The 25300-nt window shown below is 66.2% G+C and carries 24 protein-coding genes, 2 pseudogenes and 2 riboswitches; of the genes and pseudogenes, 15 read left to right on the forward strand and 11 right to left on the reverse strand.

Annotated features, from left to right (window positions below; all coding sequences use genetic code 11):
• Positions 1–49: 49 nt before the first annotated feature.
• A pseudogene (locus tag ACEOAB_RS17530) lies at positions 50–759 on the reverse strand (integrase core domain-containing protein); the annotation flags it as partial.
• Positions 760–915: 156 nt separating this feature from the next.
• Positions 916–1992: a porin gene (locus ACEOAB_RS17535; protein ID WP_413747622.1), complete on the reverse strand. Its 1077-nt coding sequence runs from the start codon at positions 1990–1992 to the stop codon at positions 916–918.
• Between the two features lie 219 nt (positions 1993–2211).
• Here ACEOAB_RS17535 and ACEOAB_RS17540 point away from each other — a divergent pair, with 219 nt between their 5' ends.
• The gene (locus ACEOAB_RS17540) at positions 2212–2775 is read left to right on the forward strand and encodes a hypothetical protein (protein WP_413747623.1); all 564 of its coding nucleotides are present in this window, start codon (positions 2212–2214) and stop codon (positions 2773–2775) included.
• Between the two features lie 307 nt (positions 2776–3082).
• Here ACEOAB_RS17540 and ACEOAB_RS17545 read toward each other — a convergent pair.
• From ACEOAB_RS17545 to ACEOAB_RS17555, 3 genes and pseudogenes are all read right to left on the reverse strand, one after another.
• Positions 3083–3169, reverse strand: a pseudogene (locus ACEOAB_RS17545) (acyl-CoA thioesterase); the annotation flags it as partial.
• Complete coding sequence (locus tag ACEOAB_RS17550) at positions 3166–3999, reverse strand: DMT family transporter (RefSeq protein WP_495653007.1); 834 nt, start codon at positions 3997–3999, stop codon at positions 3166–3168. The pseudogene ACEOAB_RS17545 and the gene ACEOAB_RS17550, both read right to left, overlap by 4 nt.
• 77 nt (positions 4000–4076) lie before the next feature.
• Positions 4077–4859: an SDR family oxidoreductase gene (locus ACEOAB_RS17555; RefSeq protein WP_056591741.1), complete on the reverse strand. Its 783-nt coding sequence runs from the start codon at positions 4857–4859 to the stop codon at positions 4077–4079.
• 122 nt (positions 4860–4981) lie between these two features.
• Between ACEOAB_RS17555 and ACEOAB_RS17560 the strand changes: the two genes are divergently transcribed.
• The 10 genes from ACEOAB_RS17560 (at position 4982) to gcvP (ending at position 16600) form a co-directional block, all read left to right on the forward strand.
• A complete protein-coding gene (locus ACEOAB_RS17560; protein WP_413747624.1) occupies positions 4982–6679 on the forward strand; it encodes an electron transfer flavoprotein-ubiquinone oxidoreductase in 1698 nt (565 codons plus the stop codon).
• A 116-nt stretch (positions 6680–6795) separates the two neighbouring features.
• Positions 6796–7815, forward strand: coding sequence for a D-erythronate dehydrogenase (denD, locus tag ACEOAB_RS17565; protein WP_413747625.1), 1020 nt, complete (start codon positions 6796–6798; stop codon positions 7813–7815).
• 52 nt (positions 7816–7867) lie between these two features.
• Entirely contained in the window at positions 7868–8836 is a 969-nt protein-coding gene (locus ACEOAB_RS17570; protein ID WP_056522366.1) for a TRAP transporter substrate-binding protein, read from the forward strand.
• The gene (locus ACEOAB_RS17575) at positions 8833–9327 is read left to right on the forward strand and encodes a TRAP transporter small permease (RefSeq protein ID WP_056522364.1); all 495 of its coding nucleotides are present in this window, start codon (positions 8833–8835) and stop codon (positions 9325–9327) included. The genes ACEOAB_RS17570 and ACEOAB_RS17575 overlap by 4 nt, the downstream gene beginning before the upstream one ends.
• Positions 9324–10601, forward strand: coding sequence for a TRAP transporter large permease (locus tag ACEOAB_RS17580; protein ID WP_056591732.1), 1278 nt, complete (start codon positions 9324–9326; stop codon positions 10599–10601). Before ACEOAB_RS17575 ends, ACEOAB_RS17580 begins: the two co-directional genes overlap by 4 nt.
• 154 nt (positions 10602–10755) lie before the next feature.
• The gene (locus tag ACEOAB_RS17585) at positions 10756–11292 is read left to right on the forward strand and encodes a hypothetical protein (protein ID WP_056591729.1); all 537 of its coding nucleotides are present in this window, start codon (positions 10756–10758) and stop codon (positions 11290–11292) included.
• 45 nt (positions 11293–11337) lie between these two features.
• Positions 11338–11745, forward strand: a complete 408-nt coding sequence (locus ACEOAB_RS17590) for a YkvA family protein (protein WP_413747626.1) — start codon at positions 11338–11340, stop codon at positions 11743–11745.
• A gap of 45 nt (positions 11746–11790) precedes the next feature.
• Positions 11791–11881, forward strand: a riboswitch (glycine riboswitch).
• Between the two features lie 12 nt (positions 11882–11893).
• A riboswitch (glycine riboswitch) is annotated at positions 11894–11997 on the forward strand.
• 47 nt (positions 11998–12044) lie between these two features.
• Positions 12045–13220, forward strand: coding sequence for a glycine cleavage system aminomethyltransferase GcvT (gcvT, locus tag ACEOAB_RS17595; protein ID WP_056591726.1), 1176 nt, complete (start codon positions 12045–12047; stop codon positions 13218–13220).
• A gap of 44 nt (positions 13221–13264) precedes the next feature.
• Positions 13265–13636, forward strand: a complete 372-nt coding sequence (gcvH, locus tag ACEOAB_RS17600; RefSeq protein ID WP_007834443.1) for a glycine cleavage system protein GcvH — start codon at positions 13265–13267, stop codon at positions 13634–13636.
• Between the two features lie 54 nt (positions 13637–13690).
• On the forward strand, positions 13691–16600 hold the full coding sequence (gene gcvP / locus ACEOAB_RS17605; protein ID WP_413750904.1) for an aminomethyl-transferring glycine dehydrogenase: 2910 nt from the start codon (positions 13691–13693) through the stop codon (positions 16598–16600).
• A gap of 18 nt (positions 16601–16618) precedes the next feature.
• Here the strand turns inward: gcvP and ACEOAB_RS17610 are convergent, their stop codons facing one another.
• The 4 genes from ACEOAB_RS17610 to ACEOAB_RS17625 form a co-directional block, all read right to left on the reverse strand.
• On the reverse strand, positions 16619–16900 hold the full coding sequence (locus ACEOAB_RS17610) for a hypothetical protein (protein ID WP_056591722.1): 282 nt from the start codon (positions 16898–16900) through the stop codon (positions 16619–16621).
• 95 nt (positions 16901–16995) lie between these two features.
• A complete protein-coding gene (locus ACEOAB_RS17615; protein ID WP_413750903.1) occupies positions 16996–17916 on the reverse strand; it encodes a DUF3014 domain-containing protein in 921 nt (306 codons plus the stop codon).
• Positions 17917–18046: 130 nt separating this feature from the next.
• A complete protein-coding gene (locus tag ACEOAB_RS17620) occupies positions 18047–18724 on the reverse strand; it encodes an alpha/beta hydrolase (protein ID WP_413750902.1) in 678 nt (225 codons plus the stop codon).
• Positions 18725–18734: 10 nt separating this feature from the next.
• Positions 18735–19787: an NAD(P)H-dependent flavin oxidoreductase gene (locus ACEOAB_RS17625; protein ID WP_495653008.1), complete on the reverse strand. Its 1053-nt coding sequence runs from the start codon at positions 19785–19787 to the stop codon at positions 18735–18737.
• Positions 19788–19900: 113 nt separating this feature from the next.
• Between ACEOAB_RS17625 and ACEOAB_RS17630 the strand changes: the two genes are divergently transcribed.
• Positions 19901–20935: a hypothetical protein gene (locus ACEOAB_RS17630; RefSeq protein ID WP_413750123.1), complete on the forward strand. Its 1035-nt coding sequence runs from the start codon at positions 19901–19903 to the stop codon at positions 20933–20935.
• 31 nt (positions 20936–20966) lie between these two features.
• Here the strand turns inward: ACEOAB_RS17630 and ACEOAB_RS17635 are convergent, their stop codons facing one another.
• Entirely contained in the window at positions 20967–22268 is a 1302-nt protein-coding gene (locus ACEOAB_RS17635) for a UDP-N-acetylglucosamine 1-carboxyvinyltransferase (RefSeq protein ID WP_413750124.1), read from the reverse strand.
• Positions 22269–22525: 257 nt separating this feature from the next.
• On the opposite strand from ACEOAB_RS17635, the gene ACEOAB_RS17640 reads away from it, so the two are divergent.
• Positions 22526–22939 carry a GFA family protein gene (locus tag ACEOAB_RS17640; protein WP_413750125.1) on the forward strand — a complete coding sequence of 138 codons (414 nt, stop codon included), beginning with the start codon at positions 22526–22528 and terminating at the stop codon, positions 22937–22939.
• A 250-nt stretch (positions 22940–23189) separates the two neighbouring features.
• Entirely contained in the window at positions 23190–23768 is a 579-nt protein-coding gene (locus ACEOAB_RS17645; protein ID WP_413750126.1) for a dihydrofolate reductase family protein, read from the forward strand.
• Here ACEOAB_RS17645 and ACEOAB_RS17650 read toward each other — a convergent pair.
• Complete coding sequence (locus ACEOAB_RS17650) at positions 23728–24282, reverse strand: type 2 periplasmic-binding domain-containing protein (protein ID WP_495653009.1); 555 nt, start codon at positions 24280–24282, stop codon at positions 23728–23730. The two genes, ACEOAB_RS17645 and ACEOAB_RS17650, sit on opposite strands and share 41 nt — an antisense overlap.
• A gap of 15 nt (positions 24283–24297) precedes the next feature.
• Here ACEOAB_RS17650 and ACEOAB_RS17655 point away from each other — a divergent pair, with 15 nt between their 5' ends.
• Positions 24298–25293, forward strand: coding sequence for a Bug family tripartite tricarboxylate transporter substrate binding protein (locus ACEOAB_RS17655; RefSeq protein ID WP_413750128.1), 996 nt, complete (start codon positions 24298–24300; stop codon positions 25291–25293).
• The last annotated feature ends 7 nt before the right edge of the window (positions 25294–25300 follow it).

Below are 25300 nucleotides of genomic sequence, written 5' to 3' on the forward strand. Positions count from 1 at the left end.
CGCTTCGTGACATCGAGGCTGATGTTGCTCCTCGTATTCCAGGCCCGACCTATTCGCAATAAGGCGCCTGGTCAGTCACTGCGGCCTGCTGGCGCCTGAACTCCCGAGGTGAGCGCATTTTCAACGACGAGTGCGGATGCACCCCGTTGAAGTGCTCGCGGGGCGCCGGCAACTGCGCGAGCACGGTCCGTGCGTCGCGCAGGTCCAAGCGCGCCACGTAATCGCGTTTGAAGGTGTTCACGAAGCCCCGGGCCATCCCGTTGTTTTGCGGGCTGCACACGGGCGTTTGACGGGCTTGAGGCCCAGCGAGCGTGCCAGTACCCGCGTGTCAGCAGCGATGTAGGCGCCACCGTTGTCGCCAAGGAACTCCAACTCGTGTCCCGCCGGCACAGCCTCCACGGCGCCAAAGCGTCGCTCCACGACTTCGGTGAGCATCTCGCGCACCGGCTCGCCTGACAAGCCTTTTCCTTCCCATGCTCGCCAAGCGATCACTCCCGGGTCGCAGCAGTCTTTGGTGAACGTGGCCGTTACCGTCTGACCCGAGTCGCACTTGACTTCCGGGCCATCGGAGCACCAGCGCAGGTCGCTGCGCGCAACGCGCGACGCGGCCCTCGTGCGCGCGTGTGGACTGGCGCCTGCGCAGTGCCTTGGGCAACAGCAGGCCCACTGCGGCCATGACGCGGTAGACGCGTTTGGCATTGACCCGTGCGGCGCCCTTGGCGGTGCGCAGACGGTCACCAGAGCACAGGCCCGCCGGTAACGCCGCATGCGAAGGCTACTTCGGCCGGCTGAAATCGGAGTTTTTCTACCCTCGGGACTGGACGACCACAACCATTGAGGAGCTCATTGGGGTAGTTGCTTCCGACATCCACCGGTACAACAGCGCTTGGTCGGCGAAGGGACGGTTCCTGACCGTCAGAACGAGTGTTTGACGCCCAATTCGACGGCGCGCCCATCACGCCCAGCCACCCCCCCCAAGCCTCCGGGATTGATGCCGAACGCGGATGCGGCATTGCGGTTGTCCAAGTACGCAAAGCTCGTGTACAGCGAAGTACGCTTGGATAGCGTGTAAACATAGCCGATGCCCAGCATGATCGCCTTGCGCCCCGCAGCATCGTTGACCCTCAACGAATTCATGGACACCGGGATATAGCCGTTGCCCGCCTTAATCTTGGCACCGACGAGCAGGTTCCCATGCCGGGTTCCTGGCAAGCCGCTGTTGGCTACGTCGTATTGGGCAACCAGCTCGGCGAAGCCAATGTCGTAGGACGCACCAATGTTGGTCATCCGCATGTCTCCGAATGCCAGCACCTTTGACTTCTGCGTGGCGAACGACACATTCAGGGGGCCTTGGCGATAACCGACACGAAAGCCGAAGCCACTCCCGTCATCGCGGTTGGCGGCCGTGCTCGAATTCTCACCGACCCAGGCCATGACCTTGCCATAGAGGCCGTCGTTGTATTGACTGAAACCATCGTCGTTATATAGGTAGGCAATACTGTTCGAGGCACGCACACCGGTAAAACCTGCACCCTGCAGATTCAGGTTGGATGACTGTGCCACGCCATTGGCAAAAAACGGGTCAAACTTGACTAGGCCATAGTTGGCCGGCGTATAGTCGCGCCCCAGCCGCACCTCGCCCCAGCTTCCAAGCAGGCTAACGACCGCGCGTCGATTAAAGGTCATGGCATCGCTGGTGCTCGCTCCGGTGCTCTGGTTATTAGAGTTCGAGGCAATGCCCAATCCACTGTCCGTGTTTATGCCGGTCTCGAGAATGAATTTTGCGGATAGACCTCCACCCAGATCCCCCGTCCCGCGAAACCCCAACTGACTGGGGATCAGCCCCCCCTGGACCATCTTGACCGTCGACGCCACGCCGTTGGAATAGCTTCCGATCGAGGTGTCGACGACCCCGTATACGGTAACGGACGACTGTGCAAAGGCTCCCGTAGTCGCCAGCATTGCTGCACAGGGAAGCGAACTTTTCTTCATGCTCTTCTCCAAAGTTGCGGTCTTTGATACGGAGCATCCGGCTTGCGTCGGCTCGGAAGCCCCCTTGTCACCGAATGATGAAGAGCACCCCCTCCTCGCATTCAGCAATTTGATCGTAGTACATTTTTTTATACTTGGATAATTTTTTGGATAGTTGCGGCTTGGCATTACCAGTGTGACTCCAGGTTCATATCAAAGGGTATGCCTGGGAAAACGTCTATGGATCAGCCTCGCAGGGATTCGGTCAACGCCTTGAAGCGGGCGGCGGCCACAGCCAACGGCGAGAGCCGCAGTCAGGAGATCCGCACAAAGATGAAGAACGCTATGGCCTTGATCGATCAGGAACTTATCGAGCATCGCGATGTGTACCCGTACAACGAAGGGCGCCTAACCTTGGAAGAGATTTGCAAACGCGGGGGAATTGGAAAAGTCACCTTGTACGGCAAGAAGCATCGCGAGCTGAAGACTCAGATTGACGACTGGCTAAGTGCAATCAAGGAAAGAATCCTTAAATCGCGAACTGAAGACAGTGACACAAGGGTCGCAGAACCAGCACCTCGAACCTGGGAAGAAATGTACAAGGAGATTGGCAATGCTTACGCTATCGACGCCCTACGTTGGCGCGAAGACCGCGCCTTGCGCGAAGTCGCCGACCAAAGGATTCTTGAGCTTGAAGCGCTGACGGCCGACCTGAATCTCGCGCTCGAAGGTCTCCGGGTTCAGTTGTCCGCATTTACGGATGGTCGAGTAGTCCCATTGGGGTCTAAGAAGGTGGGAGCCTGACGCCGCGTCCGATGCGCCGTTTTTTTGCCCGCATGCTCGGCTTGATCTGACGCAATCGAGTAGCTTGGTAGGGGTGGAGGCTGGATGCCTGAATGCCATCCGGAACTGAAGTGCCGTACTGACTATCGGCCTGCAACGCCAGGGTGACCGCACGCTGGCCGCTCCAAATTATGCGAGCATCGACTAGGATGTGCGATCTGTGTGCTCAAATAAGAAGCAAGAACTTATCTGAGCATCATCTGGTCGCAGAGCCGCCCCAGTGTTGGGGTTGTGTGCTCGACGAATGCCGCTAACTACATATATGTCGGTGGCCCATGGCGTCCATGTCGCCCCAGCGGATGGGGATCGACATTTCGTACACGAGCTTCTTCTTTTCGGGGATTTCGATTCTCATCGGTGGGCCTTGATGGATGCGAGGATGCCCAGGACGAACAGCAAGGCCGCCAGCCATTCGGTGGCCAGCGGCCAACGGCCGTCCCAGAGGAAGGAATAGAGCAGCGCGAACAGCGTCTCGCTCACGATCAGCTGGCCGCACAGGCTCGCAGACAGCCGCTGGCTCGCGACGTTCCACAGGATGGTCGCGAGCCACGACGAACCGAAGCCGCTCGCCAGCGCGATCCAGATGAACAGCATGCCGTCGGGCTGCGACTGCAGCGTGGCGACATCGCTGCCCGCCGCCGCCCACAGCAGCAAGGCCCCGAGGCCGGTGGCAATGCCGAGCCAGTTGGCCCAGTCGGCCGCGTGCACCTCGCGGTGCCGCTGCAGCCAGGCAGCGTTGAGCAGGCCGTAGACTGTCCAGCTCACCATCGAGCACAGCGCCAGCGCAATGCCCCCGCCGAAGCGCGCGCCACCGACCCCGCCCGCGCCGCCGTGCGCCGACCAGACGCCCCAGATCATGAGTGCCATGCCCGCGCCCGTGAGCAGCAGGCCGGGCAGCAAGGCCCGCATGTGCAGGCCCGCGGGCCGGCCCAGCAGCATCATCCAGACGGGGATCGTGCCGATGACGAGGCTCGGCACCTCGGTGCCGGCAGCCGCGATGCCGAAGGCCAGCAGCAGGTAGTAGCCGCTGAAGCCCAGCACGCTGAGCCCCAGCGCCGCGAGCGCCTGCCGACCGTTCGGCCAGCGCACGGCGGCCGGCCGCGCGAACACCGCAAGCCCCGAGACCGCGCCGAACACGAGAAAGCGCGCAGCGGTGATGTCGACCATGCCGAAGTGGCCCACCATGCGCGGCGCCACGAACACCAGCCCCCAGAGCGCACCCGCGCCCAGGCCGGCGGCAATGCCGGTCCAGGCCCGCGGACTCAGAGCGCGAACCCGTCGTCGGCCGCAATGACGGCACCGTTCACGAAATGGCTCTCGCCGCTGGCCAGCAGCACGATCAGGCCGTCCAGGTCCTCGGGCTTGCCCACGCGCTTGCGCGGCAGCATGCTGACCAGCCTGGCGCCTGCCTCGGTGGTCCAGTGCTCCTCGTTGAGTTCGGTCGCGATGTAGCCCGGGCACAGCGCGTTCACGTTGATGCCGAAGCGGCCCCATTCGAGCGCCATGGCCTTGGTCATCTGCACCACCGCGGCCTTGCTCATGCAATACGTGCCGATCTGCGGCATGACCTTGAGCGCCGCCGACGAGGCGATGTTGATGATCCGCCCACCGATGTAGGTGCCCGGTGCCGTGCCCGTGGCGCGCGCCAGCATGCGCTTGCCGACTTCCTGCGCGACGAAGAAGGAGCCCTTCACGTTGGTGTCGAAGATGTAGTCGTAGTCGTCGGTCGTCACGTCCTGCAGGCGCTGCGTGGTGCTCACGCCCGAGTTGTTGACCAGGATGTCAATGGGGCCGACCTCGGTCTCGGCGCGCGCGACCGCGGCCTTGATGCTGCCGATGTCGGTCACGTCGAGCTCGACCACGTGGGCGTCGCCGCCCTCGCCTTCGATGCGTGCGCGCAGCTCCTTGAGCTTCTCGACGCGGCGGCTGGCCAGCACCACGGCGGCACCGGCACGGGCGAGGGTTTTCGCGAACTGGGCGCCGAGCCCGCTGGAGGCGCCGGTGACGAAGGCCACGCGGCCGGAAAGATCGATGCTGTAAGCCATGAACTGGATCCTGTGGAGTCGCGCAGGTGACGAAACAGACCCGTCCGCGAGTGACACGGACCGCCCGTGGACGCCGCATAAAATGCCCCGCGCCTCGAAAAATCATTATCGACCCAACCCACATGACCCACGACGAAATCCTCGCCCAGTTCGGCCCTCGCGAAGCCATGGAATACGACGTAGTCGTGGTCGGCGGCGGCCCGGCCGGCCTCTCGACCGCGATCCGGCTCAAGCAGTTGGCCGCGCAGCACGAGAAGGAGATCTCGGTCGTGGTGCTCGAAAAGGGCTCGGAGCCCGGCGCGCACATCCTCTCGGGCGCCATCATGGACCCGCGCGCGCTCAACGAGCTGCTGCCCGACTGGGAAGAACTCGGCGCGCCGCTCAACCAGCCCGTGACCGACGACGCGATGGTGTTCCTCGGCGAGAAGTCGGGCCTGCGCACCCCCAACCTGTTCCTGCCGGCCTGCTTCCAGAACCACGGCAACTACATCATCAGCCTCGGCGCCTTCACCAAGTGGCTGGCGCAGCAGGCCGAGAACATGGGCGTCGAAATCTTCCCGGGCTTCCCCGCGGCGGAAGTGCTCTACAACGAAGACGGTTCGGTGCGCGGCGTGGCCACCGGCAACATGGGCGTGGGCAAGGACGGCGAACCGACCGAGAACTTCCAGCTCGGCATGGAGCTGCTGGGCAAGTACACCGTGTTCGCCGAAGGCGCACGCGGCCACCTCGGCCGCCAGCTCATCGCGAAGTACAAGCTCGACGCCGGCAAGGACCCGCAGACCTACGGCCTCGGCGTGAAGGAAGTGTGGGAGATCGACCCCAAGCGCCACCAGCCCGGCTTCGTGCTTCACACCGCCGGCTGGCCGATGAAGAGCGACACCTACGGCGGCGCCTTCCTCTATCACATGGAGGACAACAAGGTCACCATGGGCTTCATCACGGGCCTGGACTACAGCAACCCCTACCTGAGCCCCTTCGAGGAAATGCAGCGCTGGAAGCTGCACCCCAACATCCGCTGGTACCTCGAAGGCGACGAGGCCAAGGGCATCAAGCCGGCCAAGCGCATCGGCTACGGCGCGCGCGCCATCACGGCCGGCGGCCTGATGTCGCTGCCCAAGACGGTGTTCCCGGGCGGCGCGCTGGTCGGCTGCGAAGCCGGCTACCTGAACGTGAGCCGCATCAAGGGCAGCCATGCCGCCATCAAGACCGGCATGCTGTGCGCCGAAGCCGCCTTCGAGGCGGTGCAGGCCGGCCGCCAGCACGACGAGCTCACGGCCTACCCGGCCGCGTTCGAGAAGAGCTGGCTCTACACCGAGCTGAACAAGGCGCGCAACTTCAAGGCCTGGTTCAAGAAGGGCCTGGGCATCGCGACCTTCATGAACGGCGTCGAGCAGTGGCTGCTCAAGGGCCACATTCCATGGACGCTGCGCCGCAACAAGCCCGACCACTTGTACCTGAAGCCCGCGGCGGAGTGCAAGCCCATCGTCTATCCGAAGCCGGATGGCAAGCTCACCTTCGACCGCCTCTCCAGCGTGTTCATCAGCAACACCAACCACGAAGAGCAGCAGCCGGCCCACCTGACGCTGAAGGACGCGACGGTGCCGGTCAACATCAACCTCGCCAAGTTCGCCGGCCCCGAGAGCCGCTACTGCCCGGCCGGCGTGTACGAGTTCGTGGGCACCGAGGACGGCAAGCAGCGCCTGCAGATCAATGCGCAGAACTGCGTGCACTGCAAGACCTGCGACATCAAGGACCCGACGCAGAACATCGTGTGGGTCACGCCTGAGGGCGGCGGCGGGCCGAACTACGTGGGGATGTAAGGCCTCCTTGCCTTGTCGGCGAGCCCTCTTCGGAGGGCTTTTTCATTTCCGCTCCCCGCTGCGCTTCGTGTTGCCGGAGCGTCGCGTATTCTGGCGGCTCACAGGAGACAAAACCCATGCACATCGTCATCACCGGCGGCGCCGGTTTTCTGGGCGCTCGCCTCGCCCGCACGCTGTTGAAGCAAGGCACCCTCTCGCTGGCCGGCGCACCGGCCCGGCCGATCGAGCGCATCACGCTGGTCGACCGCGTGGGCGCGCCCGCCGACCTCGCGTCCGATGCGCGCATCGCCACCGTGACGGGCGATCTCAACGCGCAACTCTCGCCCAGTGCAGACACGACCGTCTGGCGCGAAGCCGATGCCATCTTCCACCTGGCCGCAGCCGTGAGCGGCGAATGCGAGGCCGACTTCGACCTCGGCATGCGCAGCAACTTCGCAGCCACGCATGCGCTGCTCGAACGGGTGCGTGCGCTCGGCACGAAGCCAGTGCTGGTGTTCGCCAGCTCGCTCGCGGTGTTCGGCGATTCGCCCGAGCAGCCGCTGCCGAAGGTCATCGAAGACCACACACTGCCCACGCCGCAGACCAGCTACGGCATCCAGAAATTCATCGGCGAGCAGTTGGTGGCCGACTTCACGCGCAAGGGCTTCGTGCGCGGGCGCAGCGTGCGGCTCATGACGGTGAGCGTGCGCCCCGGCAAGCCCAACGGCGCGGCCTCGGGCTTCTTCAGCGGCATGATCCGCGAGCCGCTGGCCGGCCTGCGCGCGGCCTGCCCCGTGCCCGATTCGACGCCTGTCGCCATCGCGTCACCGGCGCGCACCATCGAGGGCATCATCCGCGCCGCCGAGGCGAGCGACGCGCAGTGGGGTCCGCGCACCGCGCTCAACCTGCCGTCGCTGGCCACCACCGTCGGCGAGATGGCCGCGGCGCTGGAGCGCGTGGCCGGCAAGGCCGCCACCGCCCTGCTCGATCGCACGCCCGACCCGGCGATCATGCGCATCGTGAAGACCTGGCCCGGGCGCATCGAAACGGCGCGCGCGAAGGCGCTGGGCCTGTCGGCGGACCAGAGCTTCGAGACCGTCATCCGCGAGTACGTCCGTGAAAATCCCGACGCGGTGAAGCTCCCCGGTGTTGCATAGTCGAGGTCAAGCGCGCCTGACGCGCTCCTGACCCCAACTCCCCGGAGACACCATGAAATTCGGCCCCATCGCCGCCGCCTGCCTTTCGCTCGCCCTGAGTTCGGTCGCCTTCGCGCAGACGACCATGAAGATCAGCATCTCGACGGCACAGAACTCCCACCAGGGCGTGGCCATCGACACCTTCGCCAAGGAAGTCGAGAAGCGCACGGGGGGCCGCTACAAGGTGCAGACCTTCTACAACGGTTCGCTGGGCGGCGAGCGCGAGTCGATCGAGGCGGTGCAGCTGGGCACGCAGGAACTGGCCTTCTCCTCGACCGGCCCGGTGCCCAACTTCGTGCCCGAGACCAAGATCCTCGACGTGCCCTTCCTGTTCCGCGACAAGGCCCATGCGCGCGCCGTGCTCGACGGCCCCATCGGACAGGACCTGCTGACCAAGTTCGACGCCAAGGGCTTCAAGGCGCTGGCCTGGGCCGAGAACGGCTTTCGCCACATGACCAACAGCAAGCGCGACGTGAAGGCCCCCGAAGACCTCAAGGGCCTGAAGATGCGCACGATGGAGAACCCGGTGCACATCGCGGCCTACAAGGGCTTCGGCATCATCACCACGCCGATGGCCTTCCCCGAGGTGTTCACCGCGCTGCAGCAGGGCACGGTCGACGGCCAGGAAAACCCGCTGCCGGTCATCATCTCGGCCAAGTTCGACCAGGTGCAGAAGCACCTGTCGCTCACGGGCCACGTCTACTCGCCCTGCATCTTCCTGATGAACAAGGCGAGCTTCGACAAGCTCAGCGCCGCCGACAAGCAGGCCTTCCTCGACGCCGCCAAGGAAGGCACCAAGGCCAACCGCGCGCGTGTCGACGAGGACGACGCCAAAGGCGTGGCCGACCTGCGCGCCAAGGGCATGACCGTGATCGACAACGTCGACAAGGCCAAGTTCGTTGCCGCGCTGGCACCGGTGAACGCCCAGTTCGAGAAGGAATTCGGCAAGGCGAATCTCGACAAGATCCGCGACTACAAGTGAAAGAAAAATTCCTCGGCATCGAGCGCTGGACCACCGGCGTCTCGATGGTCCTGGCCTGCGTGATGCTGGTCATTGCATCGGCCCTGGGCGTGTTCCAGATCATCACCCGCTTCGTGCTTGAGCAGCCGGCCGAATGGAGCGAGATCTTGATCCGCGTGAGCCTCATCTGGATGGTGTTCCTCGGCATTCCGATGGCGTTCCGCCAGGGCGCGATGGTGAGCGTGGACGTGCTCTACCGCTGGAGCCCGCCGCGTGTGCGCCGCGTGCTCGACGCGGTGGTGAGCATTGCGGCGCTGGCCCTCATGCTCGTCATCCTCTGGTGGGGCTGGGACTATGCGATGCGCGGGCGCGTGCAATCGATGGCCGGGCTCGAGAGCCTCTCCATGATGTGGTCCTACCTGGCGCTGCCGGTCGGCTCGCTGTTCTGCCTGTTCGGCATCGTCGGCAATTTTCTCGATCCCAAGCGGCTCGAACTGGAGACCGCGCAATGAGTGTCGTGATGGTTGCAACGATGGTGGTGTGCTTCGCACTGTCGATCTCGGTGGCGGTGTCCATCGGGCTGGCGTCGATCCTGGGCATCCAGGTGGCCAACGCCAACATGCTGATCTCCGTGAAGGAGATGTTCAACGCGATCAACAAGTTTCCGCTGGCGGCCATCCCGTTCTTCATCCTGGCCGGCAACCTGATGGAAACCGGCGGCATCTCCCGCCGGCTGGTCGAGTTCGCCAAGAGCATCGTGGGCGGCGTGCAGGGCGGCCTGCCCATGACCTGCGTGCTCACCTGCATGATCTTCGCGGCGGTGTCGGGCTCGTCGGTGGCCACCACCTTCGCGATCGGCGCCATCCTGATCCCGGCGCTCATCAAGCACGGCTACCCCACGGCGTACGCGGCGGCGCTGCAGGCCACCAGCGCCGAGCTGGGCGTGATCATCCCGCCCTCGATCCCGATGATCCTCTACGGCGTGAGCGCCGAGGTGTCCATCGGCGAGCTGTTCATCGCGGGTTTCGGCCCCGGCATTCTCATCAGCGTGGCGCTGATGCTGTTCGTCTGGGCATTCTGCAAGTGGAAGGGCTGGGGCAAGAACGACGGCGACGGCCGCATGCCCTTCGGCCGCGCGCTGTGGCAGGCCGGCTGGGCGCTGCTGATGCCCGTCATCATCCTGGGCGGCATCTACGGCGGCATCTTCACGCCGACCGAGGCCTCGGCGGTGGCGGTGTTCTACGCGCTGGTGGTGGGCATACTGATCTACCGCGAGATCAAGCTGCAGGACCTGTACGCGGTCCTGCGCAAGTCGGTGCTGTCGTCGGCGGTGATCATGTTCATCATCGCCAACGCGGGGTTGTTCGCGTTCCTGATCACGCGCGCGGGCGTACCCGACGCCATCGGCCACTGGCTGCAGGAAGTCCTGAAGTCGCCGGCGATGTTCCTGCTGGGCGTGAATGCGGCGCTGTTCGTCATCGGCATGTTCATCGAGACCAGTGCGGCCATCATCGTGCTCGCGCCGATCCTGGCGCCGGTGGCGGTGCACTTCGGCATCGACCCGGTGCACTTCGGGCTGATCATGGTGGTCAACCTCGCGCTGGGCATGATCACGCCGCCCTTCGGCGTGAACCTGTTCGCGGCCTGTACGGTGGCCCGCATCTCGCTCGATCGGATCGTGAAATACCTGGTGCCCTTCGTGCTGGTGATCCTGGCCTGCCTGATGGTGATCACCTACGTGCCGTGGATCTCGCTCGCGCTGCGGGACCTGGTCTATACCAAGTAGCCGAGGCACGGTCCACGCCGGGCAGCGCGCCAGGCGTGCGGCGGACACGCGGGCCGGCCGGGGCGGCCATTGGCCCTGCGAGGAAAACGGGTAATAAAGATGTCACCGCTTGCAACGATGCTGTGCCCATCGATTCCCCAAAGCTGTGGCTGCCATGTTTCCCACCAAGACCGACAAGGCGCGCGACGAACTCCAGGGCGGACAGCGCACGCTCAGCCAGCGCGAGCGCGCCCTGCTGCTGATGGCCGACGGCCGGCGCTCGCTGACCGACTTCAGCGCGCTGTTCCCCGACCGGCATGAAGCCGAGTTGGCGATCCGGGCGCTGATCCAGAGGGGCTATCTGCAGGGCCTGCAAGCCGCGGGCGCACCGGCACCCGCCCAGCCCGCGCCGATCCCTGCCGACGAACCGATCCGTCTCCCCACCTCGGCCGACACCTTCGACGGCAAGCGCTCGCTGGCCACCACGCGCATGTTCCTGTTCGACATCTGCGAGCGCATGTTCGTGCGGCGCGACCCGAAGTTCGCGCTGCAGATGCGCGACGCGCTGCGCGAGGCGCGCGACCGCGAGGCGATGCTGACCATCGCCGCGCTGATGCTGACCGAGATCGAGAAAACCGCCGGAGTGGAGCGGGCCGAATCGCTGCGCGAGCGCATCGACCGGCTGCTGCCGCCGGCCGAAATCGTTCATTGAAGAGCGCACCACGGGCGCGAACGCGGCCTGTGACACCATCGCGAGGTGAACTCCGCTGCTGAAAAACCGTCCCTGTCCGCCCGGCTTCGCGCCTGGGCCCGGCGCGTCAAGCGCGACGGCGTCACGCTGTGGTTCGCGGGCAGGCATGCATCCACCCCGTGGTATGCCAAGGCACTGGGCATGTTCGTGGTCGCCTACGCGCTCAGCCCGATCGACCTCATTCCCGACTTCATCCCGGTCCTGGGCTACCTCGACGACGTTCTCCTGCTGCCGGGGCTGATCTGGCTTGCGATCCGGCTGATTCCGCCGCCGGTGCTCGCAGAGTGCCGCCGGCAAGCCGACGACTGGATGCAGAAGTCGGGCGCCAGGCCGACCAGCCGGTATGGCGCCGCGCTTGTCGTGGCTGTGTGGATCGCGGTCGGCGTCGCGGCGTGGCGCCTGTGGTCGCGATAGGGACGAGGGGCAAGTCCGGGGCTGCGGGCTGCGCGATCCACTACACTCGCCGGGTCAGGAGAGAGCCCCGCATGCCGGGGCCGCCGAAGGCGCAGGGGATTCCCGAACGCTCAGGCAAAAGGACTGACAAGGCACTGGTGAACACCGGTGTTTCCTTGCTGGAGAGAGGCCGTTGCCAAGCAACGGCCCACCGAAGGAGCAAACCCCGATCGTGGGGCGAATCTCTCAGGTAAAGCGGACAGCAGGGGTGGCCCATGGCGTTGCAGCCATGGATTTCGACTGCCCCTTTGGAGTGCCCCGTGGCTGCTTCTTCCGCTCCCTCCGACGCCCCTCTTCTCAAGACGCCGCTGTACGACCTCCATCTGGAGCTCGGCGCCCGCATGGTGCCTTTCGCCGGCTATTCGATGCCCGTGCAATACCCCGCCGGCCTGATGGCCGAGCACAAGCACACGCGCGATGCGGCCGGCCTGTTCGACATTTCCCACATGGGACAGCTGCGCCTCGTCGGGCCCGATGCGGCAGCCGCCTTCGAAACCCTGATGCCCGTCGACGTGATCGACCTGCCAGCCGGCAAGCAGCGCTACGGCCTGCTGATCAACGACGAGGGCGGCATCCTCGACGACCTGATGTTCTTCAACGAAGGCCACGACTCGATCTTCGTGATCGTGAATGGGGCCTGCAAGGTGGCCGACATCGCGCACATCCAGCAGAAGATCGGCGCCCGCTGCGACGTGCAGCCCCTGCCCGATCACGCCCTGCTCGCACTGCAAGGCCCGCAGGCCGCCGCCACGCTGGCGCGGCTGTCGCCCGGCGTCGAGCGCTTCGTGTTCATGACGGGCGGAGCGGTGCAGATCGGCGGCATTCCCGCCTTCGTCACCCGCAGCGGCTATACCGGCGAGGACGGCTTCGAGATCTCGGTGGCCGCCAAGGACGCCGACGCCCTCGCCCGCCTGCTGCTGGCCCAGCCCGAGGTCAAGCCCATCGGCCTGGGCGCGCGCAATTCGCTGCGGCTCGAGGCCGGCCTTTGCCTGTACGGCCACGACATCGACACCACCACCACGCCGGTCGAGGCCTCGCTCAACTGGGCGATGCAGAAGGTGCGTCGCACCGGCGGCGCGCGCGAAGGCGGCTTTCCGGGCGCCGCGAAGATCCTGGCGCAGCTCACCGCATCCACCGTGGGCGCGGCAGGCCACACCGACCACGACACGCTGAAGCGCAAGCGCGTGGGCCTCGTTGCCCTCGAACGCATTCCGGTGCGCGACGGCACGGTGCTGCAATCGTTCGAAGGCCAGGACATCGGCCTCGTCACCAGCGGCCTGCTCGGCCCCACCGCCGACCGCTGCATCGCCATGGGCTACGTGGCCACCGCCTTCGCCGAGCCGGGCACGCGCATCCAGGCCATCGTGCGCGGAAAGCCGGTGCCGATGGAAGTCTCGACCATGCCTTTCGTGCCCACCCGCTACTACCGCGGCTAGGCTACGCACCCCGATCATCATTTTTTCCACGAGGAGTTTTTCACATGAGCATCAAGTACACCAAGGACCATGAATGGGTCTCGGCCGAAGGCGGCGCGGCCACCGTCGGCATCACCGTGCACGCGCAGGACGCGCTGGGCGATGTGGTGTTCGTCGACCTGCCCGAAGTCGGCAAGACCTTTGCCCAGGGCGAAGTCGCCGGCGTCGTCGAATCGGTCAAGGCCGCGGCCGACGTGTTCATGCCCGTGTCGGGCGAGATCACCGAAGTGAACGAAGCGCTGCGCGCCGACCCCTCGCTCGCCAACAGCGACCCGCTGGCCGGCGGCTGGTTCTTCAAGGTCAAGCTGAGCGAGCCGGCGCAGCTCGACGCGCTGCTCGATGCGGCCTCGTACGACAAGTTCGCCGCCGAGTCTTGATGCGCTGCTGAATACGGACCACCGCTCCCGCCCCTTCCGCCCTACTTCCCCGCCATGTCAAGCCACGCCCTCCCCTCCCTGCAACAACTAGAGAACGCCGAAGAATTCCTCGCCCGCCACATCGGCATCGATGCGGCGGACGAGGCGCGCATGCTGCCCGTGATCGGCTCGGAGACGCGGGCTGAGCTCATCGACGGCATCGTGCCCGCGGCCATTCGCCGCGCGAAGCCGATGCGGCTGCCCGCACCGGCGACCGAAGCCGATGCGCTGGCCGAGCTGAAGGTGATGGCGTCGAAGAACAAGGTGTTCCGCAACTTCATCGGCCAGGGCTACTACGGCACGCACACGCCGGGCGTCATCTTGCGCAACGTGCTCGAGAACCCCGCCTGGTACACCGCCTACACGCCCTACCAGGCCGAGATTTCGCAGGGCCGCATGGAAGCCCTGCTCAACTTCCAGACGATGGTGTGCGACCTCACGGGCATGGCCATCGCCAACGCATCGATGCTCGACGAAGCCACGGCCGCGGCCGAAGCCATGACGCTCGCCAAGCGCAGCGTCAAGAGCAAGAGCAACGTGTTCCTGGTGTCGGGCGACTGCCATCCGCAGACCATCGAAGTCATCAGGACGCGCGCCGCGCCGCTGGGCATCGAGGTGAAGGTGAGCACCGTGTCGGAAACGCTGCCGCACCTGATGGTGAGCGGCGAATTCTTCGGCGTGCTTGCGCAATACCCCGCCACCACCGGCCACGTGCACGACCTGCGCCCGCTCGCGGGCCACGCGCACCAGTGCGACGCCGCCCTCATCGTCGCGGCCGACCTGCTGGCGCTGACGCTGCTGGTCGCGCCCGGCGAGTTCGACGCCGACATCGTCTGCGGCACCACCCAGCGCTTCGGCATGCCGCTGTGCAACGGCGGCCCGCACGCCGCCTACCTGGCCTGCCGCGATTCGTTCAAGCGTTCGCTGCCGGGCCGCCTGGTCGGCGTCAGCGTCGACACGCACGGCCAGCCCGCCTACCGACTCGCGCTGCAGACGCGCGAGCAGCACATCCGCCGCGAGAAGGCCACCTCCAACATCTGCACCGCACAAGTGCTGCCGGCCGTGGTGGCCAGCATGTACGCCGTGTACCACGGGCCCGACGGGCTCACGCGCATCGCGCAGCGCGTGGCGGCGCTCACGGCCATCCTCGCCCGGGGCCTGTCGCAGATGGGCCGCGAGCCGGTCAACACCACGGCCTTCGACTCGCTGACCATCCGCACCGGCGACGACACGGCGGCGATCATCGAGCGCGCGCAGGCGGGCGGCGTCAACCTGCGCCAGCGCCTGCAGCAGCACCTTGGCATCTCGCTCGACGAGACCACCACGCGCGCCGACATCGAGACGCTGTGGGCGCTGTTCGTGCCCGCCGGCACGCCGATGCCGCGCTTCGACGACCTGGCCGCCAACACCGTGCCGCTCATTCCCGAAGACCTGCGCCGCACCAGCGCCTTTCTCACGCACCCGGTGTTCAACACCCACAAGAGCGAGACCGCGATGCTGCGCTACATCCGCAGCCTGTCGGACAAGGACCTCGCGCTCGACCGCAGCATGATCCCGCTGGGTAGCTGCACCATGAAGCTCAACGCGACCAGCGAGATGATCCCCATCACCTGGCCCGAGTTCGCCAACATCCACCCCTTCGCACCGGCCGAGCAGCAGCAGGGCTATGCGCAGCTCGACGCGCAGCTGCGCGCATGGCTGTGCGAAGCCACCGGCTACGCCGGCATCAGCCTGCAGCCCAACGCCGGCTCGCAGGGCGAGTACGCGGGCCTGCTGGCCATCAAGTCCTTCCATGAGGCCAAGGGCCAAGGCCACCGCAACATCTGCCTGATTCCGTCGTCGGCGCACGGCACCAACCCGGCCAGCGCGCAGATGGTGGGCCTGCAGGTGGTGGTGACGGCCTGCGACGCGCAGGGCAACGTCGACATGGACGACCTGAAGCGCGCCTGCGAGAAGCACAGCGCCAACCTGGCCGCCGTGATGATCACCTACCCCAGCACGCACGGCGTGTTCGAAACGCGCGTGAAGGAACTGTGCGAGCTCGTGCACGAGCACGGCGGGCGCGTGTACGTCGACGGCGCCAACATGAACGCACTGGTCGGCGTGGCCGCGCCGGGCGAGTTCGGCGGCGATGTGAGCCACCTGAACCTGCACAAGACCTTCTGCATTCCACACGGTGGCGGCGGCCCGGGCGTGGGCCCGGTCTGCGTGGTCGAAGACCTCGTGCCGTACCTGCCGGGCCATGCGACGGCCGGCGTCGCATCGAACGGCGTCGGTGCGGTTTCCGCAGCGCCGCTCGGCAATGCGGCGGTGCTACCGATCAGCTGGATGTACTGCCGCATGATGGGCGCGAAGGGCCTGCAGGCCGCGACCGAAACGGCCATCCTCAGCGCCAACTACATCAGCGCGCGCCTGAAGGACCACTACCCGACGCTGTACGCGAGCCCCAACGGCCACGTCGCGCACGAGTGCATCCTCGACCTGCGCCCGCTCAAGGACACCAGCGGCGTCACCGCCGAGGACGTGGCCAAGCGCCTGATCGACTACGGCTTCCACGCGCCCACGCTGAGCTTCCCGGTGCCGGGCACGCTGATGGTCGAGCCGACCGAGAGCGAGCCGCTGGCCGAGCTCGACCGCTTCGTCGATGCGATGATCGCCATCCGCGGCGAGATCCGCCGCATCGAGGAAGGCGTCTGGCCGAAGGACGACAACCCGCTCAAGCACGCGCCGCACACGGCTGCGAGCCTGCTCGGCACCGAGTGGCCGCATCCCTACTCGCGCGAACTGGGCGCGTTCCCGCTGGCCGAGCTCAAGCAGGCCAAGTACTGGCCGCCGATCGGTCGCGTCGACAACGTGTACGGCGACCGCAACCTGTTCTGCAGCTGCGTGCCGGTGGGCGAATACCAGGAAACCGAAGAGGCCTGAGAAGGCCCGCAGGCGGGGTCAGCCGCGCCGCGCCGCGGCGCCCTTCTTCGGTGGGGATTCGCGGCGATAGATGGCCCACTTCACGGTCAGGATGTCCGCGGCGATCTTGGCCGCATTGACGCCCGCATAGGCCTCGGACGGGTTGAACTGGAATGCCTCCTGGTATCGCTTGACCTGCGCGTAGTCCTGGTCGAAGGTCATCGGGCCCATGAGTTCGGCAGGATCGGTGCCCGCGGGAAGCGCGAGGAATTTCTCCGGATCGGTGGCACTCTGGTAGAGGTCGACGCTCATCGGGTTCATACGTTTGTCCTCGAGATCTTGGTCTTGGGAACAAATCATCTGCGGCATCCGCGCGGCATGCAATCGGTCCGCGCCTACACGGCGCACCGTGCGGGTCAGGGTTGTTTCTTCTTCGCCAGGCCCGCCGTGGCAATCTGCTCGCGAAAACCGCGCAGGCTGGCCTTCAGCCTGCGTTCGTTTTCGAGCCCCACGCGCACCATGATCTTCTGGCCGGAAGAGAGCGACTCCAACTGCGAATCGGCGTATTCGTAGCGCACCCAGGGCCGCTGCGAAGGAACATTGCCCTTCACCTCGACCAACCGCACCTGCACCGGGCCGGCGGGCTCCGGCGCCTGCAGCAGGTGGTCGATCACGGCAATGAGCCGGTCGTTGAAGTAGCGCCCCGGATAGCCCAGTTCTTCATAGGCTTGCTGGAACAGCGGGTAGAGCCGGGCATACGTCTTGGCCGCCTTCGCCGGATCGACCGATTCGGCAAACAGCACGATGGCGTTGTAGCGCGCGGCGTTGTTGGGCGCGATGACCTGTTTCTCGCCCTGCCCTGCGGTGATGAAGCGCTGCCTGGCCGGCTGCACCGGCCACGCACTCGCGGGCGCCTGCTCGCGCGCGAGGTTGTCGACCGTTGCCACGAAGCGGCGCACGACACCGTCGAACCTCAGGAAGTCGGCCACGTTCTTGCTGCCGAGCAGGTCGACGAGCGCCTTCATCACGCGCGTATCGGAATCGGTGACGGTCGGCAGCCCCGTGTCGGGCACGGCAATGGCGTCGATGGGGTTGCGCGGCTCCAGGGACTCGGGCGCGGGCACGGGTGCCGGTGCGGGCGCGAGCCCATCGTTCGGCGCCGCGGCCACCGGCGGGGCCTCGGGTAGTTGTTGCTGCTGCTGATACCAGCGCCAGCCGACGAAGGCCGTCCCGAGCAACACCAGCATGAAGGCGACGATGGCGCCTATGGGCATTTCGCGGCGTGGCCGGAATTCAGGGGAGTCGTCCCCGGAGCCGGGGGTATCTCGGTCGGACATGGCGGCACTTTCCTTCTGCTAAGGCTGTGTGTGATGCGGAGAGACCGGTCATGTTGCACCAATCGGGCGCTCCATGGCACCACGGCCGCGTAACGCCCTGTGTCGCCCCCGTGCCGTGCAGGCCGCGCGGTCAGGCCGCGTCGGCGGAACCGCTCAGCGATTGCAGCCAGGCAATCGAACCCTGCAGCTCGGCCGGGCGGATCTCGTGCGCGCCCGGAAAGTCCGAGCCCGACAGCGCCAGCGGAAGGCCGCGCGCCAGTTCGCGCGTGGCCTGCGCGGCGCTCGGCGGAATCACGTTGTCGGCGCTGCCATGGCTCACCCACAGCGCCTTGCCCTCGAAGGCCTCCGGCGGCGCGATGTGCGGCACCACCTGCGAGAGCAGCCGGCTGTGCCACACCATCGCGGCACGCACGCTCTGCGGCTTGGTGAGCAGCTGCGACAGCGACATGATGCCGCCCTGGCTGAAGCCGCCGACCACCACGCGTTCGGCCGGCACGCCGAGCTGCTGCGAGGCCGAGGCGATCATCTCGCCGACGAGGAAGCGGCTTTCGCGCTCCTGCTCTTCGTTGATCTGCCGCTCGCCGTTCGGCAGTACCTGGAACTCGAACCACGCGTAGGCGCCGGGCGACAGCACATACGGTGCGCGCAGGCTCAGCACGTGGAACTGCGGCGGCATCAGCCGCGCGAGGCCGAACAGGTCCTGCTCGTTGCTGCCGACGCCATGCATGAGCACCAGCAGCCAGGGTTCGCGGGCCTCCGGCCGGGCCGCGTGTTCGAGGAATTTGAGGGGCAAGTGAAGTTGAGGCATCAATGGTTCTTCAGACGTTTGCGTGAAAGCCTTGCGCGAGCGCGCGGGTAACTTCGGCCGCCGGCACCTCGCGGCAGCCGGTTGCGTTCTGCCCCGACCACAGCGGAGAGAAATCGCCGCTGCCCTGCGCTTCGGCCTTGGCTCGCAGCGGCGCAATGCCCGAGGTGGCCAGCGGAAACTCCGGCACGACCTCGCCGATGGGCCCCAGGTCGCGCATCACGCGGTTCACGATGCCGCGGGCCGGTCGGCCGGTAAAGAGATTGGTCAGCGCCGTGTGTCGCGCTGCCCTGCCCTTGAGCGCCTCGCGGTGCAGCGTGCTGGTCGTCGCCTCGGGCGTCAGCATGTAGGCCGTGCCGACCTGCACGCCCGCCGCGCCCAGCGCCATGGCCGCGGCCACGCCGCCCGCATCCGCGATGCCGCCGGCCGCGATCACCGGCACCTTCACCGCATGCACCACCTGCGGCAGCAGAGCGAAGGTGCCGAGCTGCCTCGTCAGGTCGTGCGACAGGAAATGACCGCGATGCCCACCGGCCTCCAGCCCTTGCGCGATGACCGCATCCACGCCGCGCGCTTCGAGCCACTGCGCCTCTTCGACCGTGGTGGCCGATGCCAGCACCTTCGCACCCCAGCCGTGCACCTGCGCCATCAACGCTTCGGACGGCAACCCGAAATGAAAGCTCACCACCGGCGGACGGAATTCGGCCAGCAAATCGGCCACTTCGGCGCTGAAAGGGTTGCGCCCCGGGCCGGTGGGAATGTTCGCCGCGTCGATGCCGAACTCGGCGTAGTACGGCATCAGCGCGGTACGCCAGGCCGCTTCGCGATCGGCGCTCGGCACCGGCGGCGTGTGGCAGAAGAAATTGACGTTGTAGGGCTTGCTGGTGCCCGCGCGAATGGCGGCGAGTTCGCTGCGCATGACGTCGGGGCTTAGCATGGCTCCAGGCAGCGAGCCCAGGCCACCGGCATTGCTGACAGCGATGGCCAGCGCGCTGCCCTGCACGCCGGCCATGGGAGCCTGAATGAGCGGAAGGTCCGTTCCGATGAGTTGTTGCAGCGTGGTCATTTGGAGCGCTCCTTGTTCGTGTGTCGCCGGTTGCCGGCCATTCTCCTGCCAAGCCGGAGGTTGCGGCGGCGGCGGGGTCATCATCGCCAAATGGCTTCGGCACAATCGCGCGCATGCCCATCCTGAACCCGACGCGGCCCGCTCACTCGCGGCCGCTGCAGCGCACCATTGCTGCTGCCATTGCCACCGCCAGCCTCGTCATGCTCGGCGGCTGCCCGCAGAAAGAAGAAGCCCCCGCTACCACCGCCGACGCGCAGCCGGACGAAGCCGCAGTGGCCGTGGCAACCGCCGAGGCCGTTGCCCCCGCGGCACCGCCAGCATCACCTGCACCACCAGTGCCTCGCCCCACCGCATCTGCCACGCTCAAGCGAGCCGAACTCATGGCGCTGGTGTTCCCCGACTCCCAGGGCCCGGGCGCCTCGCCCCGACAGCCCGACACCGTCTCGCTGCCCGAGAGGGCCAACGAGGGCAAGACAGTGCCCGGCAGCGAGGCCGATCAACAGGCTCAGGTGTCGCCGCGCGAAGTGGTGCGGCTGGACGATACGCACGCCGTCATGCTGACCGAGACCGTGCCGCTCGACGACCGGGGCAAGCCGATGAACGGCCACGTGAACGGCGCATGGCTCGGCGCCTACTTCTTCGAGCAGAGCGCCGAGGGCTGGAAGCTCGCGAGCCGCAGCGACGCTGTCGACTACCTCGGCTTCATGGGCAACCTCGGCACCACCAAGGTCGAGCGCATCGCGCCCCAGCGCTTTGCGCTGACCATTGCCCACGGCAGTTGCTGGCAGGGCTACTGCGGGCAGTGGCTGTCGGTGTATGGGCTCGAAGCGGGCAAGGTGCGCGTGCTGGCAAGGGGCATTGCGCTGTCGGCCACCAATGAAGGCGCCGACGAGTCCTGCGAGAAAGTGCCCAGGCCCGGCAAGCCGGAAGAGCCGCCACGCGGCGCGTGCTTCGACGTCAGCGGCACGCCGAGCTTTACGCTGGGCACTGACGAAGAGCCGGGTGAGATGCGCATCGCGTTCAAGGGCGAAAAAACGAGCGGCACCAAAAACCGCCGCGTGCTCACCATCGACAGCACGCTGGTCTATGCCTGGCGCAATGGCGCCTATGTGCTGACCGAAGGGCACAACCCCGTTCCGTCGTTCTGACGGGCGGGCACTGCGGCACCAACCCCGCCAGTTATTCCTCGCTCGTCCACTCCACCTGCACGCCAAGGCTGCGCAGGTTTTCCACGAAGCGCGGATGGGCTCGGCGAATGGGCGTGGCGTTGCGGATCTCGGAACGCCCTTCGATGCTCGCCGCCACCATGAACAGCGCGATCGCCACCCGGATGATGTACGGGCTCTCGACCACGGCCGGCGTCAGCGGATTGCCACCGAAGGTAATGAGCCGGTGCGGGTCAGACGAGAACACGTGCGCGCCGAACTTCGAAAGCTCGCCCGTCCAGCCCAGCGCCCCGTCGTACACCTTGTTCCAGAACATCGCATTGCCCTGGGCACGCACGCCCAGCGCGATGAAGATCGGCAGCAGGTCCACCGGAAAGTAAGGCCACGGCGCCGCCTCCACCTTGGTCAGCACGTTGCTCGTGAATGGCGTCTGCACCTTCAGCGGGCCGCTGCGGATGGCGCGCGACCAGCCGTCTTCATGCACGATCTGCACGCCGAACTTCGCGAACGTGCGGTCGAGTAGCGGAAAGTTTTCGGGTGCGCTGTTGCGCACGACCACGTCGCCGCCGGTGATAGCGCCCAGCGCCAGGAAGGTCGTGATCTCGTGGAAGTCTTCGTCGAAGCGGAACTCCCCGCCCTTGAGCGTGCCGCCGCCGTGCACCGTCAGCCGCGAGGTACCCATGCCTTCGATGCGCACGCCGATCATCGCCATGAAGCGGCAGAACTCCTGCACATGCGGCTCCGACGCAGCGTTGGTCAGCGTCGACGTACCGCCCGCGGCCGCCGCGCACAGCACGAAGTTCTCGGTGGTCGTGACGGAGGCGTAGTCCAGCCAGTGGTCCGTGGGCGTGAGGCGGCCCGCGCTGCGCACCAGCAGCGAGCCTTCGGTGCGCTCCACCTCGCCGCCGAAGCGCTGGAACACCTCCACGTGCGGATCGATTTCGCGCACGCCCAGGGTGCAGCCCTTGACGTTGTCCTCGAGCCGCGCCACGCCGAAGCGCGCCAGCAGCGGCGGCACCAGCATGATCGACGAGCGCATCTCCTCGGGCAGCCGGTGGCGCGATGCGTCGAAGGCGGTCTCGCGGTGGTGCAGCTCGAGCGTGCCGGTGTCGTGGTCCATGCGCACGTCGCTGCCCAGTGTGCGGAAGATGTCGAGGATCTTGCGCACGTCGGTGATGTCGGGCACGCCGTGCAGGCGCAGCGGCTCCCAGGTGAGCAAGGTGGCACAGAGCACCGGCAGCACGGCGTTCTTGTTGGCGGAGGGGGTGACGCGGCCACGCAGCGGCGTTCCGCCGTGCACGATGAGGTTGGACATGGGGGCGAGCGGGAAAACGGGAGGCGGTGGAAAAAAGGGCCGCGGACGATCCGAAACCGGAGGCGGGAACTTTACCGTCTGGCAGCGCCCTGAGCGGCGCCGAAGTTGTAAGCACTTCAAATGGCGGCCCCGGCATCCAGCCGGCTCGGCGCAGCGACTCACGACGAACTTGTTACTCCCCGCGACACGCGTGCCCCCGCTAGATTGGCTGCACCCGGCCAGATCCGCCGGAAAACACACCTCGAAGGAACAAGGAAATGACCCACCCCTACACCGGCGGCTGCGCATGCGGCGCAGTCCGCTACGAGATTTCAGCCGAGCCCATCTTCCAGAACGACTGCCAGTGCCGCGACTGCCAACGCAAGAGCGGCACCGGCCATGGCTCGTACCTCACCTTCCCGCGCGGCGGCGTGAAGCACAGCGGCCAGGCCACGCTGTGGGACATGGTCGGCGACAGCGGCAACGTCAAGACCCGGGCCTTCTGCCCCGCCTGCGGGTCGCCCGTGTACATGACCTTTGCGGCGATGCCCGACATCTTCACCGTGCACGCCGCGAGCCTCGACGACCCTGGCCGGTACAAGCCGCAGGCGGTCACATATGCCGTGCGCGGGCATCGATGGGACTTTCTGGACCCGGCATTGCCCAAGTTCGACAGGATGCCGCCGATGTGAAGGGCGATCAGCTCGCACATCTGGACCAGCTCGGCGCAGACGGGCGTGGTGCCTCCTGCCGGAACAGACTGCTTCCAGCTGGCCCGGGCGGATCTGGCGGGCTCGCCTCAGACTCCCGAGCGCTTCGATGCGCCACGGATGGCGCGCGAGCGATGCCTGAACCCTCCATGCCGATGGAGTTGCGCGAAGGCCGATGACGGTTCAGCATCCTCATCCCCTCCAAGCCCAACAATCAAACACGGAGACCCGAATGAGAAAGCTCAAGATCATGGAGCACGTGTCGCTCGACGGCGTGATCCAGTCCTCCGGCGAAGACGGCTTTCCGTATGCCGACTGGACGGTGCCCTACCGGACTCCCGCCGGGCGGGACGAGGTGCTCGCCGCGCACGGCGGGCGCTTCGACCTGCTGCTGGGCCGGCGCACCTACGACATGTGGTCGGACTACTGGCCGAAGGCGCCGGCCAGTCCGATGGCTGATGGCTTGAATGCGGCTACCAAGTTCGTCGTCACCCATCGCCCGGAAAGCCTCGCGTGGGGGCCGTTCGAGGGCGTCGGGCCGGACCCGGTCGAGGGCGTGCGGCGCATCAAGTCGCAGGCTGGCCCGGACCTGGTCCTCTGGGGCAGCTCAACGCTGACATCGACGCTGTTCGAACACGGGCTTGCGGACGAAGTCATGCTGATCGTCTATCCGGTGCTGGTAGGTACGGGGAAGCGCCTCTTTGCGGAAGGAACCCCGGGGTGCTCCTTCGAACTCGCCTGCACCAAGACGACGCCGTCCGGCCTCCTCCTCAATACCTACAAGCTCGCCGGGCCGCTGCAGGCCGCGTAGCGAGTTGGACGGCGCGAGCCAACCCGCCCAGGCTGCGCAGCGACACCACAGGCTGGCGCGCGAGCGGCGAATCCTCGTGCAGCACAGCCATCAGCGGCCCGGAGCCGATTGTGCGGCTGCTCACCAGCAGTGCCACGATCGGCGGGAAGCCGAGCGCCACCGACACGCCGGCGTCCAGCACGGCCTTCAGCGCGCTGAAGGCGATGAGCTCGGTGTACTGCAGCTCGATGTCCGGCAGCCCCTTGGCCAGCTGACGCTGCGTTCCTCGGCGACGGCGACGAACTGGCGAAGACTCCTCGGATCGATCTGGCTCATGTGCAGTCCTGAACGCGGTGCGGCGCCGCTTCGACAGCCTCGGGCGCCCCATACGATTCTCGTATGCCTGCCCGGTCAAACGGTATTGGACGAAGTCCTCACCCCAGTTCGATGATTGTTCCGTGACAAGCCATTCGGGCAATTGAGCGCAGACGCACGCGGTGCGTGCACGTGATTCGGGCGCAATCTCTTTGAGCAACGATGGAGACAACGGATGAAAGTTCGATTCCTGTTCTTGTGGATTGCTGCGTCGATGGGCCTGCTCTCTATCTGCATGTCCGGCCATGCAGAGGCGCAGACGCAGGCGAGCGACGCTTCTCAGCGCTCGGCGCGAATCGTCATCGGTTATCCACCGGGTCAATCCGTCGATACGGTGGGGCGATACCTGGCATCCGCCTTGAGCAAAAAACTGGACCGTAATTTCTTTGTCGAGAATGTTTCAGGTCAGAGCGGAAGCATCGCGCTGGGCAACGTTGCCAGATCGACCGGCGACCTGAACACCCTGACCTTCTCCGCATCTTCAGCGCTGGTGATCAATCCGATCCTCTTCAAGGCCGTGAGATACAACACACTGAAGAACTTCGAGCCGGTCGCGACGCTCTACGACACCCCGCTGCTGCTGCTCGTCAATTCCAGGCTGCCGATCGATTCGGTCGAGTCCCTGGTCAGCTATGCAAACAGCCATCCAGGGGAGATCAGTTTTTCGTCACCGGGCGTAGGAAGCGTTTCGCATCTCGCCATGACGGAGTTCCTCCGGCGTACCAAGCTGAAGTTTGTGCACGTCCCCTATCAGGGAGCCGCGCCATCCCTGACGGCCCTTGCCGCAGGCCAGGTTCAGGTGACCTTCGAAGGGGTGGCTGCTGCGACGCCGCTCTTGCAAGGCGGTCGCATCAAGGCCTTGGCAATCAGCAGCGCGAAGCGGCTGCCCAAGCACGAATCGATTCCCACGGTTGCCGAATCGGGGCTTCCGGGATTCGATGTCGTGCCATGGGTCGGCCTGCTGACGCCAAGCGGTGTCGCGCCGGACAAGATCGCGGAGATCTGGAACGCAGTGCAGGCCATCCTGCAAACCGACGAGTACACGGCCTTGATCGAGCAGGTTGGGGGGAGACAAGCGGTTCGATCACCCTCGGAGTTCCGCAAGTTCCTCGAAGCGGAGGTTCCGCGCTGGCAGGAATTCATCAAGGTTTCGGGAGTAACTGCGGAATAAGAGAAGA

The sequence above is a fragment of the Variovorax sp. Varisp53 genome, assembly GCF_059491555.1.